A 16,355-nucleotide genomic window follows, 5' to 3' on the forward strand; every position below is an offset into this window, starting at 1 on the left:
CATTTGTATGTAGGGAGCAAGGGGACCGATATGCTCAACGACCTCTACCATATGCTTGATCCCGTCGCGATTTCGGCGGGGCCCATCACCATCTACTGGTACGGCTTGGCCTACGTGGTCGGCGCTCTGCTCACGGCGGTCGTCATGTATCGCACGCAGCGTCGCTGGGGTTTCGACATTACGGTCGACGACCTGACGAGCGTCGTGGTCGGTGTGGTCTTTGGCCTTATCATTGGCGCCCGCCTGTTCTACGTCATCTTTTACGGTGATGGCTACTACTGGGCGCATCCGCTCGAGATCTTCGCCACCAACGAAGGCGGCATGAGTTTCCACGGCGGCCTGGTGGGCGGCATCATCGGTGGCGTGCTCGTGTGCCGTATGTACAAGCTCGATGCCTGGACTATCGCCGACCTTGCCGTTATCGGTGCTCCGCTGGCCCTGTGCCTGGGGCGCTGCGCCAACTTTGTCAACGGCGAGCTGTGGGGCAAGCCGACCGATTTGCCCTGGGGCGTGATCTTCGGCGGCGCCGCGGGCGATATGCCGCGCCATCCCTCCCAGCTCTACGAGGCATTCCTAGAGGGCATTGTGCTCTTTTGCATCTTGCAGGTGCTCAGCCGCAAAAAACCGCTGCTGCCCCAGGGCACGTTTATGGGCGTGTTTGTGATGGGTTACGGCATCGTCCGCTTCCTCATTGAGTTTGTGCGCGTGCCCGATGCCCAGCTGGGCTATCTGCTGGGCGGCGTCATCACCATGGGTCAGCTGCTGAGCCTGCCGCTCGTAATCGCAGGACTGGCGCTCATCATCTTCGCCCGACACCGCAATCGCCCCCAGCGCATCTACCTCGACGCCTAGCCACCACATGTCACCACAAGGGGGACAGGCACCTTTGTGGTGGTTTTGCCGGGCAACGATGACAGAACCGTAACGTTTCCCCAGATAAAACCTGCCAAAATAAACCTGTCCCTTTTTGGCAGGTTTCTAGAAAGGCTATTCGGACTGTGAAGGATTCCGACCTCTCCGCAACGGCTGCGCGCGACGCCGCCCGCATCGTTTGGTTTAAGCGCTATCCCGCCAAACAGACGCTCATCGCATTTTTGCTCGCCCTGCTGGCGACCACGGCGTTTTCCATCGATCCCGCCCCGGTGTCGAGCAACGCGGTCCTGGCGATCGACCCCAAGGCGACGGGCACGCTCTACGTGTGCTACGAGGTACTTCTCTCGTTTGCCGGCCATACCGACGCAGTGATGCTGCTCGCGCTTGCCTGCTTGCTCACGCTGCCGTTTCGCTATGTGTTCTTTGGCCGCGGTGACGCTTGGCGCCCGTCGGTCGTGCTGCCATCGCTGTTCTTTGCCGTTTGCATGGTGTTCGGCCGTAGCTACGACCTTGCCGATTCGGCAGAGATTGTGCTGGGCGACAAGGCACGCGTTATCTGCGCCTGGATTGGCGGCGCGGGCTGGATGCTTCTGGCGATTGTGGCCTTCTATCTGGCTTTTGAGTTTTTGGATTGGTTGAGCTCCCGCCGCATTCCGTTTTCGGAGACCCACTTTGGCCGCGTGTGGCGTGTTGCCCACGCCGTGCTCTCGGTCCATCCCTTTGTCGGGCCGTTTCTTGTGCTCATGATTGCCTGGGCGCCCACGCTTATCGCCTCGCTGCCCGGCCTCTTTATGGGAGATACGGGCGCGCAGATCCGCCAATGGTTCAACTATCCCAACGGCACGAGCGACTACCTGCGTCTGCTCAATCCCAATGTGTTGCTCAACGGACATCACCCCGTGGTGCACACGGCTATCATCGGTTCGTGCGTCCAGCTGGGGCTTTCACTGTTCAACAGCGCCAACGCAGGTCTTGCCATCTACACCTGCGCTCAGTTCGTCATTACGGCCGCCTGTATGGCCTATTCCATCTCGTCGCTGCGCAAGCTAGGCGTGAGCCTGCCGGTCCGCGGCGTGATCTTGCTGTTCTTTGTGTTTATGCCCATGTTCTCCAACTACGCGGCCCTGCTTACCAAAGATGTGCTGTTTGCCGACGCGTTTTTGGTGCTGTTGGTGCAGACCGTGAAGCTTGTGGCATGCGGCCTGCCCCGTCGCGATGCCAATGCCGAGCGTGCGGGCGAACAGAGGCCCGTGCTCTTTGTGCGCCATGACTGGCTGCTGCTCGCTATGGGCGCCATGGGTTCCACGTTTCTGCGCAACGGCGGCCTGGTGTTTCCCCTGGCGGCATGCGTAATCGCGGCGGCGTTTTGCGCATGGGACGCGCACGTGGCTCGTCGTGCAGCCAAGCAGGCTGGTGCTGCGCCTTCGGGCACCACCCCGCGTTTCCGCTGGGTGGGAGTTCTTGCGGTGCTTGCACTCTGCCTTGCCTCTAATATGTACTTCACCAAGGTCTTTATGCCGGCACATGACATCACGCCTGGTTCCAAGCGCGAAATCCTCTCGATTCCGTTCCAGCAGACGGCTCGTTTTGTCCAAAAGCACGACGGCCTCAACTCGGGCGTCAACCCCACGGTTAAGGAGGACGGCACCATCGTGGAGGCTCCTTGCGACGGCTTGGTGACCGACGAAGAGCGTGCCGTGATCGACCGTGTGCTCAAGTACGAGAATCTGGGCCGCCGTTACAACCCGGATAAGTCGGACGCCGTCAAAAATTGCTTTAACGAGTACGCCTCGCAGGAGGACATCAAGGCCTATTTTGAGGTGTGGGCCCAGATGTTCAAAAAGGATCCCGAGTGCTATATCTCGGCGCTCATCAATAACTACTACGGCTACTTTTATCCGAGTGCCCGCGATGCGTGGGTCTACAGCACGGCGCGCAGTGCCGAGATCATGGCGAAGCCCGATAACCTCAAGTACTTTGACTTCCATCCGGTCGACAGCAAAGCCGTGCGCTGGTGCGACCACCTGATTAACCTGTACCGCGTGGCGGTGCAGCGCATTCCGTTTATCTCGCTCACCATGAGCTCGGCCACCTACGTGTGGATCATGATCGTCGTGGTGGTCTACCTGTTGCGCCGCCATTCGTGGCGCGCGCTGGCCATCTGGATACCGCTGCTGGGTGTGCTCGTTGTGTGCCTGATTGGTCCATGTAATGGGTCGACCTACATGCGCTACCTGTACCCGGTCATTGCATGCATGCCTTTCGCCATCGGCGCCACGATCACCCGCAGCGACCTCCTCTGGACCTAACCAAAGATTAGCGCATTGGGGTCAGGCTGCTTTGTGCCAAGGGGCTGCATCATCACGACGCCTTCATTTTTTTGTTTATCTCACAGGCCAGTAGGTATATCATTTATAGCGTTTGTTTATATTGCCCGAGCATTCGCGCTGGGCTTTAGGTCGAAACCGATAGGAGACACGTATGTCCGGACACTCTAAGTGGGCCACAACCAAGCATCGTAAGGGCGCGCAGGACGCCAAGCGTTCCGCCCTCTTCTCCAAGCTCAGCCGCAACATCACCGTTGCTGCCCGTCTCGGCGGCGACCCGCTGCCCGAGAACAACGCCAGCCTCGCCGCTGCCGTTGCCAAGGCTAAGGCTCAGTCCATGCCTAAGGACAAGATCAAGTCTGCTATCGATAAGGCCTTTGGTTCGGGTGCCGATGCCGCCGTCTACGAGAACATCGTGTACGAGGGCTACGGTCCCGCCGGTGTCGCCGTCTACGTCGACTGCCTGACCGACAACCGCAACCGCACCGCCGCCGATGTCCGTTCCGCCTTCTCCCACGCTGGTGGCAACCTGGGCACCTCCGGCTCCGTCGCCTTCCAGTTTGAGCGCAAGGGTCAGATCGTCGTCGCCAAGGAGATCCTGGACGAGAACGCCAAGAAGGAGACCATGATCGCCAACGGTGCTGCTGGTGACGAGGATGAGTTCATGATGGCCATCGCCGAGGCCGGTGGCGAGGACTACGAGGACGCCGGCGAGGAGTGGATCGTCTGGACTACCGCCAACGAGGTCATGGCTGTCTCCAAGGCGCTCGAGGAGCAGGGCGTCCAGGTCAAGGGCTCCGAGACCACCATGGTCCCGACCACCCCGACCGAGGTCTCCGGCGCCGACGCCAAGAAGGTTCAGCGCCTCATCGACCGTCTTGAGGAGCTCGACGACGTCCAGGATGTTTACAGCACCATGGACATGACCGACGAGGTCATCGCTGCCCTCGAGGAGGAGTAGGCCCGCACGGATTGAGCCGTGCATATCTGGGCATAATGAAGCGAGCATGCAAGCCTCGTGGAATAGATGAGCCGGATCCGCGTGCAATGAGGCACCGGACCCGGCTCTTTTATAATGATGCGAATCGTTTTGCATTCTGTGGATCGAGATTTGAAGGGAGCGCTGCATGCGCGTGCTCAAACGAGCCCTGGCGATCGTGTATCTTGCCGCCGCCGTCGTGGCGCTGGGTACGTTAGTCTGCCAGTTTTGGGGGCCATATACCTATCGCTTTATGCTGTTGATGCGCGATCCGCTGCCTCGCATCGTTGTTACGGCGTGCGGCGGTGTCGTGGCGCTCGGCGTGCTCGTGTGTTTCTTTCGCCTGATGTTTGCTCGTCGCGAGCCGTCCTGCGTGCATCCGGCGGGGGAGCGTAATATCGAGGTCACGCTCGCCGCCCTCTCCTCGTGTGCTCGCACCGCGGCAGAGCGCGACGACCGCGTGATGGTCGAGCATGTCGAGGCGCGCGTGCAGGGCTCCGACGAATCGCGCGTCCGTTTTAAGGTCGACGCCATCGCGCTCGACGACCGGGATGTGGCCTCCCTTGCAGCCGCGATGCAGCAACGTATCGAGGAGGCCTGCGACACCATGCTCGGCACGCCGGGCACGACCGCACGCGTTCGTTTTTTGCCGTCCAAGACTACCGTCCAGACCGTGGAGGTTTCCGGTGAGTGATACCAATCAAGACAAGACCGTCCGCACTCCGCGCCTGACTATCGATCAGAGCGCCGCGCCGGCTAGCGAGGTCGTCGATCCCAAGGTGGAGGGTACCGAGTCGCATGACGCGGTCGCCAATGATTTTGATGAGGCCATGGGTCTCATCAAGGGTACGGGGGCAGCCATCTGGAGCTATGCCGTCCGTCATCCCAATACCACGCTTGGAGCCGTCGCTGGTTTTGTGCTCGCCGTACTGGTGCTCACGCTCGGCCTGTGGGATACGCTCGTCATCGCATTCTTTGTACTGATCGGCGCCGTGATTGGCCAGATCCGTGACGGCGAGAACGGGATCGTCAACTTCTTCGGCCGTCTGTTTAGCGGCCGCTAGTATGTATTCGACCGCCGCGTGTGCGGTGGGCATAAGGAGGAACCATGGCTTTTAACACGAAGGTCGATGTGGCCGATACTGAGCCCGAGGCAGACGAGACCGTCGCCGCCGAGGCCGAGGACGTAACGCTCGAGGACGAGGCGCTCGTCGAGGCCGAACCCGCCGACGATGCGGACGAGGATGATGAGGAAACAGACGAGTCCGAGGACTCGCTGACCTATTCCAACGGTGTAATCGAGAAGATCGTCGCCATGGCCACCCGCGAGGTGCCGCACGTCCTGGGCATGAAGGGCAACCTCATGCACTTTGTGCAGGAGCAGTTTGGTGCCGAGAACCTGACCAAGGGCGTGACGGTCGAGGTCACCGATGACAACCGCGTGGTCGTCAACATTTCCGTCATTATCGAGTACGGCGCCTACGCGCCCGCGATTTTCGACGACGTCAAGGCGCGCGTGACCGAGCGTCTGGCCGCGATGACCGGCCTTGAGGTGGCAGGCGTCAACCTACGCATCGAGGATGTCATCACCCCCGAGGAGTACGAGCACCGCACCAACCAGCACGAGTAACCTACCAAAAAGGGATGTTTATTTTAGCAGGTTTTATCTGCGAAAACGTCAAACGGCCGGCCGCACGGATGGATGTGCGGCCGGCCGTTATTTGTATGTCCCCGATGTAGGCATACCGCTCGTCTAACTAGGGGTTGCAATCGTCGTGTTCCGCGTTACCCTAATGGGCGCATTGTTTCCAAATTGTTAACGAGGGGTTGCCGTAATGGCTGACGAGCACGAAACAGAAAGCCAGGCATGGGCGATTGAGGCTGCCGCGGCAGAGGCGGCATCGCGAGCTGCCGAGGAGGTACATCGTCCTCCCGTGGTGCCGATGGAGCGCGTGGTTGATCGCACCGATATCGAGCGCGGCGAGCGTGCCGGCCAAAAGCGTAGCCAGGAGCCAGGCTTCCCGCGCTTTTTCGCCGAGCTCAATCTGGGCCTGATTCTTACGGCCTTTGCCATCGTTGCGTTTAAAACCCCTAATCACTTTGCTTTTGGCGGCACCTCGGGCGTGTCGGTTATTCTGTCCACGCTGTTCCCGACCCTGCCCGTCGGCGTCTTTATGTGGATTATCAACGCGGTTCTCGTCGTTTTGGGCTTTATCTTTTTGGAGCGCAAGGCAATCCTGTGGAGCGTCTTCGCCTCGTTTGCGCTGTCCGCCTATGTTTCGCTTTTCGAGCTCTTTATCCCGACCAGTGTCTCGATGACGGGCGATATGTGGCTCGACCTGTGTTTTGCCGTGATTCTGCCGGCGCTCGGCAGCGCCATCGTCTTTGATATCGGCGCCTCGACGGGTGGCACGGACATTCTTGCCATGATCCTCAAGCGCCGCACGACGCTCGAGATTGGCCGCGCCCTGCTGCTGGTCGATATCGGCATCGTGGCCATCGCGGCCTTCTTGTACGGCCCGCGTGTCGGTCTGTATTGCGTGCTCGGCCTGTTTGCCAAGACGCTTGTGGTCGACAAAGCCATCGAGAGCATTCACCTTCGTAAGGTCTGCACGGTCATTTGTTCCGAGCCCCTTAAGGTCGAGGAGTTTATCGTCAAGCATCTCAACCGTACGGCGACCATTAGTCGCGGCTACGGTGCCTTCTCGGGCAAGTGCGTGACGGTGATCATGAGCGTGCTGAGCCGTCGCGAGGCCGTGCAACTGCGCCGCTATGCGCGCGAGGTCGATCCGGGTGCCTTTATCACGATTGTCGACAGTTCCGAGATCGTCGGCAAGGGTTTCCGCGGCACGAACTAGCGCGAACGCATTCATCAAACAATCGAAAAGCGCCTCGCGCGTTGCAAATACGTCATCTAAGAGTATTTGAACTCACATTGGGTGATAATGATGCCAAAGACATCGTTTGCGATCCAGGTGATTCGCTCTAGATACGAAGGGATGATTCTATGTTCTGCTCGCAGTGTGGCGCCCCCATGGGCGATAACGACAAGTTCTGCGGCGTGTGTGGTGCTCCTAATGCCGGTGCCGCTGGCCCCGCTCCCCAGGGACAGCCTCAGCCCCAGCAGTTTGTTCCGCAACCGCCCGTGGCGAATGCGCCAAAGGGCTGTGTGGTTCAGGCGTTCCAGGATATGACCAAGACCCCGGGCGTGCTTCAGCGTGTATGCCAAATCGCGTTTTTGCCGGCGCTGATTTGCGTTGTGTCGGTGCTCGTGTTGTTTATTCCCGTTATTGGCGGCATTGCGGCTGCCATCGGCTTTTTGGCAGCTTGCATTGCGAGCGTGTGCGGTTCCGGCTTTGGCATCGAGTGGGGTCGCGATCTGTCGCTTAAGATCGATGACGGCATGGATCGTCCGCTGATGCGTTCCACGTCGTTTGGTCTCGGAGTCTTTTCGAGCGTTATTTCGGTCGTGCTCGAGGTTATCGCTGCCATTCCCGTTATCGGTGTAGTGCTTTCGCTGGTGGAGGGCGTGGCGCTTGGTGCCGCAGGCTCGTACTCCTACTATGGCTCCTATGCGCTCGAGGCTGCGCTGTTCGGTTCGCTCGGCCTGCTTGTCCTGGCTATGATTGCCACGGCAGTCTTGGGGGTCTTCTTTAAGATGTTCGCCGACATTGCCGTGATGCACTTTGCGGTGACCGGGCGCGTTGAGAGCGCGTTTTCGCTCGACAAGGTCTGGGCGGCGTTTAAGCACAACAAGACCAAGCTGTTCTGCGCTTCGTTCCTTCCCGAGTTTTTGACGGGCCTGGTTTCCAACGCCATTACGTGGATCTTGACAGCTGTCTTTGGTGCCATCGCCGGAATTGGCGCGTACGGCTATTACTATCGCCCCACGGGTATCGAGGCGATTGTTACCGCCGGTGGTGTCACGCTCGTATTGTTCCTGGTGCTGATTGCATTCGTCACGGTGTTCCTTACGGTCTTTGGCAAGATGCTCAAGCACCGTGCCGTTGGCTATTGGGCTGCACGTTATGCAAGCGAATGGGCCGATGAGGACAAGGACGACGTTTTGACTTTTGTGCTCCCGGGTGAGAAGAAGCCTGCTCCTGCGGGATTCAATCCCACGGCAGCCACTGGTGCTGCGCCTGCCCCGGCACCCGCGCCTGCACCTGCCCCGGCACCCGCGCCTGCCCCTGCCCCGGCACCTGCTCCTGTCCCCGCACCGGCGTCCGAGGCGACGCCTGCGGAGCCCGATTGGGATGCCGTTGCCACGCCGGCGGATGAGCCGGGCGATAATCCTGCTGCCGAAAACAATCAAACCGAATAGCCGGTCGAGGCGCCCTGGGCAACTGAGCCCGGGGTGCCTTTTTCTACTGCGAAAGCAAGAAAATGCCTGGGAAAACGGTTGCAGCAAAATTTCTCGGAAATTGGTCAATGTTGCGCAACAACGTCGCGGCTATTGTTGAGAACGTAGACGTGTAAGGTTTGAAGGCGTGCGACGCCTTAGGAAAAGGAGAGGCTCATGTTCTGTCCCACTTGTGGTTCTCCCATTTCGGATGATGCCAAATTCTGCCCTGTTTGCGGATCCGCCGTTGGTGCCGCTTCTGCCGCTCCGGCCCCGCAGCCCCAGCCCGCTCCGGCCCAGGCTATTCAGCCCGTGCCCCAGCCTCAGCAGCAGTACACCGGTCAATACGCCCAACAGTCCGCATCCGCTCCGATGGGCTATGGCCCCATTAAGGCTGACCGCAGCCTGATCGGCTGGCTGCTGCTCTCTCTTGTGACCTGCGGTATCTATTCGTTCTACTTCCTGTATTGCTTGGCACGCGACGTCAACACGTTGTGTCAGGATGACGGCGATTACACGCCGGGTCTGGCGGAATTCATCCTTCTATCGTTTGTGACCTGCGGCTTCTACGCGTACTACTGGTATTACAAGATTGGCAACCGCCTGCAGGCCAACGCTCCTCGCTACGGCCTGGTGTTCCAGGAAAACGGCACCACCGTTCTTCTGTGGCAGATCTTCGGCGCGCTCCTGTGCGGCCTTGGTCCCATCTTCGCTATGAACATCATCATCAATAATACCAATGCCATGGCAACGGCTTACAACACTCGCCTTGGCGCTCGTGCCTAACAATAAGGGCGGCGTGAACAGCTCCCAGGGACATAGGGGCACGGCAGAGCTCCTTCGCCGCGCCCTTTTTTGCACCGGCGCGCTCTTTGTTGCCTGGCTCGCGCTCTACCTGCTCGATATCGGCTGCATTTTTCGAATGATGACGGGCGCTCCTTGTCCGGGATGCGGCATGACGAGGGCGTGGCTGGCGGCGCTGCGTCTCGATTTTGCGGCGGCCTTTGCCTACCATCCGCTGTTTTGGGTGGTGCCGATTGCGTTTGTGCTCGCGTTCGTGCGCGAGGAGGTGGCATCGAGCAAACTAAAGCGTGGTGTCGACATTGCAGTCACCGTGTTGTGCATGCTGGTCATCGCCGTATGGATCGTGCGCCTCATCAATCCGGTAGATGCCGGCCTACTCTTTGGCGGCCATGCGCCCGCCGGAGTCCCCGACGACATCATCCACCTCGAACCCCCACGCTGGCTCACCATCCTTCGCTCTTTCCTGTCGTGACGGAGGACGCGCTAGAAAAGCGGTCGACACATAAGCGGGGGCGAACGTTGAGATAACGTTCGCCCCCGCTTTGCTCTAGCCAGGTTGTTATGGGTGGGCGTGATGGCTACTCGTCGCGCTTCTCCTCGTGGCGAGCGGCAGCCCGCGCATCGTGGATGCCCTTGATTGCAGCATGGCGAGCGGTGCGAGCATCGTGCATGGCGTCGCGCGCCTCAGCGGCTGTTGCCTTGGCAGAGCGCAGCTTGGCGGCCAAGTCGGGGTTGGTCTCGGCAACCGCGGCGATCGTGGGGCCGTCGAGCTCCTCTTGCGTGGGCTCGGCCAAAAAGTCGATAGCATACTGGGCGGCCACCATGGAGCCCTTTGCCAGCACGGTCTCGTCGATCTTGTAGAAGCAGGAATGTTGGGCGTACGTGGCACCAATCTTGGGGTTGCGCGTACCTACAAAGGCGAGCACGCCCGGCACGCGGCGCAGGTACTCCGAAAAATCCTCGCCCGAAAGCGTGCCACGGTAATGGCCTTGACCGGTGGGGCCCAGGCACTTGATTACAGCCTGACGGCAGCGCTCGCTCGAGGCGGCGTCGTTTTCGACCTTGTAGTTGGCGATGGTGTAGTCGGTGAGCTCTGCCTCGGCGCCCAAGGCGGCCGCGGTATGCTCCACGATGCGGCGCATAAGCTCCGGCATTTCCTCGTGGGTCGAATCTCCGTAGGTGCGCACCGTGCCGGCAAGGTAGGCCGTGCCGGCGATAACGTTGCGCGCGGTGCCGCCGTGCAGCTCGCCGACGGTGATGACAGCCGGCTCATAGGGGCTGATCTCGCGCGAGACGATGGTCTGCAGAGCGTTGACGATCTCGGCGGCAACCATAACGGCGTCGTGGCCGCGCTGGGGCATGGCGCCGTGGCATGAGGTGCCGCGGACGTCGATGCGGAACCAGTCGGTATTGGCCATGCGCGGGCCGGGCTCGCAGCTCACGGTGCCGGCGTCGACCTCACTCCAGATGTGCGCGGCGTAGGCGCCATCGACGCCGTCGAGCACACCCGTGCCGATCATGAGCTTGGCGCCCTGGCCGTTTTCCTCGCTGGGCTGGAAGACGATGCGGACCTCGCCGTGGATGTCGTCGGTCATATGGCGCAGAATCTGCAGCGTGCCGAGCATCATGGCGATGTGGCAGTCGTGGCCGCAGGCGTGCATGCAGCCCTCGTTGACGCTGGCAAATTCCTCGCCGGTCTGCTCGGTGACGGGCAGGGCGTCGATATCCGCACGCAGCAGGATGCGGCGGCGCGGCGTGCCGTCCTCGCGGTAGGCATCGGGCGCGGTGCCGCGAAGGGTCGCCACCAGACCCGTCTTAAGGGGACGCTCATAGGGGATATTCATGGCGTCGAGCTGGTTGGCGATGTCGGAGGTCGTGCGCTCCTCGGCAAGGCTCAGCTCCGGGTGCTTATGGAAGTGCCGGCGCTGCTTGATGATATAGGGTTCAAACTCGGTAGCGATATCTTTGATGGCTGCGGTGACGTCGTCAGCCGCGCGAGCCTCGGTCGCCGCCATAATCTGCTGTGCCTTGGTCTTCGTCATGGTCGATTTGCTCCTTGCTGGGTTGATCGCAAAATCGTACAGGCTCTCTCCAGTATGCCACCTGCCGCTAGGGCTGGTAAAGTTGCCGTTTGCCGCTTGGGGTTTTGTTACAAGGGCGGGGGAGTACACTCGGGGGTGTTGAATTTCCTGCCAGAGATGGGGATGCCCATGCAACATATCGATCGGATTATCCGCTCCAAGAACGTCTTTACCGCGCAAGACGGCATCGATACCGCCCGCGAGCTGGCGATTGCCATCGCAGGCGACCGTATCGTCGCAGTCGGTGCGCCCGATGACGTGATCGCCGCCGCTCCCGCCGCCACGTCGGTTATCGACTACGGCGAGCAGTTTGTCTGCCCCGGTTTCCATGACGCTCATCTGCACTTCTTCCATACCTCGGTCGGTTCCTCGCCGTACATGCTTATGGATATGGGCACGTCCGAGGCGGCGCTGGTGCAACATGCGCTCGAGTTTTCCCAGGACCTGCCCGATGACGCTTGGGTTGTGACGCAGGGCTGGCGCGACTACCGTTGGGACCCGCCCGAGCATCCTACCAAGGCGTCGCTCGATGCGGCATTCCCCGATCGTCCCTGCGTTATGTATTCGGGCGACGGGCATACGCTTTGGCTCAACAGCCGCGCACTCGAGGCGCTCGGCGTCACACGCGACAGCGAGCCGCCAGCGGGCGGCAGCTACGACAAGGATGCAAACGGCGAGCTCACGGGCATTGCTCACGAGGCGGCTGCCATGCAGCTGCTACCGCGCTGCCTGGAGTGGCTGGGCGAGGACCGCATCGCGAGCGCTTACGCCGACCAGATGAAGCGTATGGCCGAGCAGGGCATCACCTCGATCTGCGATATGTCGCTCATGCCCATGCCGGGCTGCGATTTTATCCGCGACGACGTCTACGACAAACTGCAGGCAGCCGGCAAACTGGGCATCCGAGCCCATCTATTCCCCACACTGCTGGATGACCAATCGCGCTTAGAAGAACTGCAGACCCGCTACGCGAACAACGCGCTGCTCTCGGCGCCTGGTTTTAAGCAGTTCTTCGATGGCGTGTCGAGCGAACACACGGCATATCTCACCGAGCCCTATACCAATCCGCGCTTCCCGGGCGACCAGGGCCGTCTGACGGTTCCGGCTGAGCGCATGCGCAAACTGGTTCTGGCGGCCGCGGAGCGCGGTCACACCGTGCGCATCCACGTCATTGGTGACGGTGCGATTCATGCCGCGCTGGATATCTTCGAGGAAGCGGCCGACCTGTACGGCCTGCCCCAGCACGGTCATAACACGCTTGAGCATCTGGAGAACCTCTTGCCCGAGGACATCGACCGCCTGCGCAAGCTCGACGTGGTTGCCTCGAGCCAGCCCTGCCATATCACGCTCGACCCGGGTGGTCCGGAGCGCGACCTGGGCTTGGAGCGCAGCCGCATCATGTGGCCGTTCGCAACCTATAAGCAGCGCGGCATTCGCCAAGCCTTCGGTACCGACAGCCCCATCACAGCTGTTACCAGCATGAACGTGCTCTACACGGCTATCACGCGCCAGGACCCCAAAAGCCACTGGCCCGAGGGCGGCTGGCTGCCGAGCGAGCGCATCGATGCGGCAACAGCCCTGCGCAACTACACCCTGGGCAGCGCCTACGCGGCAGGCGACGAGCAAAACCTCGGCAGCCTGGAACTCGGCAAATACGCCGATCTGGTAGTCCTGGACCAAAACCCGCTCACCGTTGACCCCCAAGACCTCCAGGCCACAAAAGTTCAGGCCACCTACCTGGCAGGTAACTTGATTTACGAGCGCTAAGTATTCATGCCGTACCGTTAAGCGCGGCTCGGACAGCCTATTTTGGGATAGCGCTCGAGTCGCGTTTGTTTGCCGGTGGGGATTTGTTAGGAGCGTCCCCGCTCTGATGGATTTGGGCGCAGGGCGGATGCGCCGCTGCCCTGCGCGCTCAATTTGGACATCAGCAATGCTGCCTCTTGGTGTTTTGCATACTTCCCATTACAGATTGCATAAAAAGGCTGGGATATTCTTCCTGATCCTGATGTACCCCCGCCCGTGCCGTGCAAAAAACGGAGTATTCAGCACCGCGAGCTCTGCCGGTGCCGCTGCAGTCGGGTAGCATTGCGGAGATCGACGTCATTTTGGGGTCCGACGTGGCGCGAGGCATGCTTGTTTGTCTCGACGAGGCCTGTCTGCCGACCCAAATCGCCGGTCGAAGGCTACCGTGGGACTAATTAGATGCGCCCGGTGCGTATGCATTTGTCCCGGCCTGCTGAAAACTCCCAAAAATGCACGGTGCTCCCCAGGGGACCCGTGCTCGCAACGAAAACCATGCCCATGTCGCTATCCGCATCGCCTTTTTGCTGCACTGACTTTTCTGAATGCCGGGGGATAACTTAGCAGTGGCTCCCGTGTGGCTCCGGAGGGGCGGGGCATAAGGTTTATCGCGAGTTCCGCACGAGCCGAAGGCCACTTAATGTGGCCTTCGTGCGAGCAGGACTGCCCGAGCAGGAAACCTTATGCCCCGCCCCTCCGGAGCCACACGGGAGCCACTGCTAAGTTATCCCCCGGCATTCAGAAAATCTAAGTGCCAAAAAATAAGATTTTTTGACTCTGTGTTGTATAACCCGCCATTCGTGGGTACCATTCAACGCGTACGCAAACAAAAAGGGTTAATTCGCGTGGTATAACCGCGCGGCCCAAAAAGGAGGAGACAAGCATGTCGTCTTTGAAGCCGCTTGCAGATCGTGTTCTGGTCAAGCCCGACGAGGCCGAGCAGAAGACCGCTTCTGGTCTGTATATCGCCAGCAACGCTCAGGAGAAGCCGCAGCGTGGCACCATCGTTGCCGTTGGCGCCGGCAAGGTCAACGACAAGGGTGAGCGCATCCCCATGGACGTCAAGGTCGGTGACGTTGTCATCTACGGTAAGTTCGGTGGCAACGAGGTCAAGGTCGACGGCGAGAAGTATCTGCTGATGCGCGCCGACGACATCTACGCCGTCGTCGAGGCCTAGTCTCGTCAGAATCTCTGATTCGTCTTTGAACGCGCCCGCCGCACAGGACTCGGAAGCGGCGACGCGAGTCACATTTCTTTTGGAGGATTACCTACCATGGCAAAGAACATTACGTTCAACACCGATGCCCGCGCTAAGCTTGCCAAGGGCGTCAACACTTTGGCCGACGCCGTTACCGTCACCATGGGCCCCAAGGGTCGCTACGTTGCGCTGCAGCGCACGTTCGGTGCCCCGACCATCACCAACGACGGCGTTTCCGTCGCCAAGGAGATCGAGCTCGAGGACAACATCGAGAACATGGGCGCTCAGCTGGTGAAGGAGGTTGCCACCAAGACCAACGACACCGTGGGTGACGGCACCACCACCGCAACTCTGCTCGCCCAGGCCATCGTCAACGACGGTCTGCGCAACGTCGCCGCTGGCGCCAACCCGCTGGCCATCCGTCGCGGCATCGACAAGGCCGTTAACGCCGCCGTCGCCGAGATGAAGAAGCAGGCCAAGCCGGTCGAGACCAAGGAGCAGATCGCTTCCGTCGGTACCATCTCCGCCGGTGACCCCGAGGTCGGCGAGAAGATCGCCGAGGCCATGGAGGTCGTGGGCAAGGACGGCGTCATCACCGTCGAGGATTCCCAGACGTTCGACATCACCATCGACACCGTCGAGGGCATGCAGTTCGACAAGGGCTATGTCTCCGCTTACTTCGTCACGGATAACGACCGCATGGAGGCCGTGATGAAGGATCCGTACATCCTCATCACCGACCAGAAGATCTCCAGCGTTCAGGACATTATGCCCGTTCTCGAGGCTGTCCAGCGCGCTGGCCGTGGCCTGCTCATCATCGCTGAGGACATCGACGGCGAGGCTCTGCCTACCCTGGTTCTCAACAAGATCCGTGGCGCCCTCAACGTCTGCGCCGTCAAGGCTCCGGGCTACGGCGATCGCCGCAAGCGCATCCTCGAGGACATCGCCGTCCTCACCGGCGGCCAGGCTGCCCTGGACGAGCTGGGCGTGAAGGTCGCTGACATCACCGCCGATATGCTCGGTACCGCTAAGTCCGTCACCATCTCCAAGGACAATACCGTCGTCGTCGGCGGCGCTGGCTCCAAGGAGGCCATCGACGCTCGTATCGCTCAGATCAAGGGTGAGATGGAGAACACCACCTCTGACTTCGACCGTGAGAAGCTCCAGGAGCGCCTGGCCAAGCTCTCCGGTGGCGTTGCCGTCATCAAGGTCGGCGCTGCTACCGAGTCCGAGCTCAAGGAGATCAAGCATCGCGTCGAGGACGCCCTGCAGGCTACTCGCGCTGCTGTCGAGGAGGGTATCGTCGCCGGTGGCGGCGTCGCCTTCATGGACGCTGCTCCTGCGCTCGATGCTGTCGAGATTGACGACCCCGAGGAGAAGATCGGTGTCGACATCGTCAAGAAGGCTCTGACTGCTCCGGTTGCTACCATCGCCAAGAACGCTGGCTTTGAGGGCGCCGTCGTGGTCGACAAGGTTGCCGAGCTGCCCGCCGGCCAGGGTCTCAACTCTGCCAACGGCGAGTGGGGCGACATGATCGAGATGGGCGTCCTCGACCCCGTCAAGGTCAGCCGCGTCACCCTGCAGAACGCTGCTTCTGTTGCCAGCCTGATTCTCATCACCGAGGCCACCGTCTCCGATGTGCCCAAGAACACTCAGCTTGAGGACGCTATCGCTGCTGCCACCGCTGGTCAGCAGGGCGGCGGTATGTACTAAGGCCGACAAGGTCTAGAACTCCCACCGGGAATCCGGGGGCGGGACGGGGACTTCTCTCCGGAACGTCCTCGGACATGCAAAGAGGCTCCGCATCGCGCTTCGCGCTGCGGAGCCTCTTTGCGTCCTGCGGAATATTCCGGAGAGAAGTCCCCGTCCCGCCCCCGGATTCCCTGCGTTTACGGCCTTGAGGTCGGCGGGCGTAGAAGGACGTGGGCGATAGGAGTACGTGTCCCTT

The 16,355-nt window shown here is 60.7% G+C and carries 14 protein-coding genes; 13 read left to right on the forward strand and 1 reads right to left on the reverse strand.

Going from position 1 to position 16,355, the window contains the following annotated elements; all coding sequences use genetic code 11:
• Nucleotides 1-30: 30 nt before the first annotated feature.
• The 10 genes from lgt to DW870_RS03720 all read left to right on the forward strand — a co-directional run bounded on the left by lgt (nt 31) and on the right by DW870_RS03720 (nt 9,797).
• Complete coding sequence (lgt, locus tag DW870_RS03680) at nt 31-852, forward strand: prolipoprotein diacylglyceryl transferase (protein WP_117847997.1); 822 nt, start codon at nt 31-33, stop codon at nt 850-852.
• Between the two features lie 146 nt (nt 853-998).
• Nucleotides 999-3,182 carry a DUF6020 family protein gene (locus tag DW870_RS03685; protein WP_233504630.1) on the forward strand — a complete coding sequence of 728 codons (2,184 nt, stop codon included), beginning with the start codon at nt 999-1,001 and terminating at the stop codon, nt 3,180-3,182.
• A 172-nt stretch (nt 3,183-3,354) separates the two neighbouring features.
• Nucleotides 3,355-4,161: a YebC/PmpR family DNA-binding transcriptional regulator gene (locus DW870_RS03690; RefSeq protein WP_006234926.1), complete on the forward strand. Its 807-nt coding sequence runs from the start codon at nt 3,355-3,357 to the stop codon at nt 4,159-4,161.
• Between the two features lie 166 nt (nt 4,162-4,327).
• Nucleotides 4,328-4,873 carry a hypothetical protein gene (locus DW870_RS09370; protein WP_199412371.1) on the forward strand — a complete coding sequence of 182 codons (546 nt, stop codon included), beginning with the start codon at nt 4,328-4,330 and terminating at the stop codon, nt 4,871-4,873.
• Nucleotides 4,866-5,243, forward strand: a complete 378-nt coding sequence (locus tag DW870_RS09475; protein ID WP_233504631.1) for a DUF2273 domain-containing protein — start codon at nt 4,866-4,868, stop codon at nt 5,241-5,243. The genes DW870_RS09370 and DW870_RS09475 overlap by 8 nt, the downstream gene beginning before the upstream one ends.
• Nucleotides 5,244-5,287: 44 nt before the next feature.
• On the forward strand, nt 5,288-5,809 hold the full coding sequence (locus DW870_RS03700) for an Asp23/Gls24 family envelope stress response protein (protein WP_117770099.1): 522 nt from the start codon (nt 5,288-5,290) through the stop codon (nt 5,807-5,809).
• A gap of 205 nt (nt 5,810-6,014) precedes the next feature.
• Nucleotides 6,015-7,037, forward strand: coding sequence for a YitT family protein (locus DW870_RS03705; RefSeq protein WP_117770100.1), 1,023 nt, complete (start codon nt 6,015-6,017; stop codon nt 7,035-7,037).
• A 149-nt stretch (nt 7,038-7,186) separates the two neighbouring features.
• Nucleotides 7,187-8,503, forward strand: a complete 1,317-nt coding sequence (locus DW870_RS03710) for a zinc-ribbon domain-containing protein (protein WP_117770101.1) — start codon at nt 7,187-7,189, stop codon at nt 8,501-8,503.
• A gap of 195 nt (nt 8,504-8,698) precedes the next feature.
• A complete protein-coding gene (locus tag DW870_RS03715; protein ID WP_117770102.1) occupies nt 8,699-9,307 on the forward strand; it encodes a DUF4234 domain-containing protein in 609 nt (202 codons plus the stop codon).
• The gene (locus DW870_RS03720) at nt 9,300-9,797 is read left to right on the forward strand and encodes a DUF2752 domain-containing protein (RefSeq protein WP_199573591.1); all 498 of its coding nucleotides are present in this window, start codon (nt 9,300-9,302) and stop codon (nt 9,795-9,797) included. Before DW870_RS03715 ends, DW870_RS03720 begins: the two co-directional genes overlap by 8 nt.
• Nucleotides 9,798-9,903: 106 nt before the next feature.
• On the opposite strand, the gene DW870_RS03725 is transcribed toward DW870_RS03720, so the two are convergent.
• Nucleotides 9,904-11,367: a M20 family metallopeptidase gene (locus DW870_RS03725; protein WP_117848000.1), complete on the reverse strand. Its 1,464-nt coding sequence runs from the start codon at nt 11,365-11,367 to the stop codon at nt 9,904-9,906.
• A 168-nt stretch (nt 11,368-11,535) separates the two neighbouring features.
• Between DW870_RS03725 and DW870_RS03730 the strand changes: the two genes are divergently transcribed.
• From DW870_RS03730 to groL, 3 genes are all read left to right on the forward strand, one after another.
• Nucleotides 11,536-13,173, forward strand: coding sequence for an amidohydrolase (locus tag DW870_RS03730; RefSeq protein WP_233506162.1), 1,638 nt, complete (start codon nt 11,536-11,538; stop codon nt 13,171-13,173).
• A gap of 919 nt (nt 13,174-14,092) precedes the next feature.
• Nucleotides 14,093-14,386: a co-chaperone GroES gene (gene groES, locus DW870_RS03735; protein WP_022094351.1), complete on the forward strand. Its 294-nt coding sequence runs from the start codon at nt 14,093-14,095 to the stop codon at nt 14,384-14,386.
• A gap of 96 nt (nt 14,387-14,482) precedes the next feature.
• Nucleotides 14,483-16,120: a chaperonin GroEL gene (groL, locus tag DW870_RS03740; RefSeq protein ID WP_006234938.1), complete on the forward strand. Its 1,638-nt coding sequence runs from the start codon at nt 14,483-14,485 to the stop codon at nt 16,118-16,120.
• Nucleotides 16,121-16,355: the final 235 nt, after the last annotated feature.

Source organism: Collinsella sp. AM38-1BH (genome assembly GCF_003467545.1).
Taxonomy (GTDB): domain Bacteria; phylum Actinomycetota; class Coriobacteriia; order Coriobacteriales; family Coriobacteriaceae; genus Collinsella.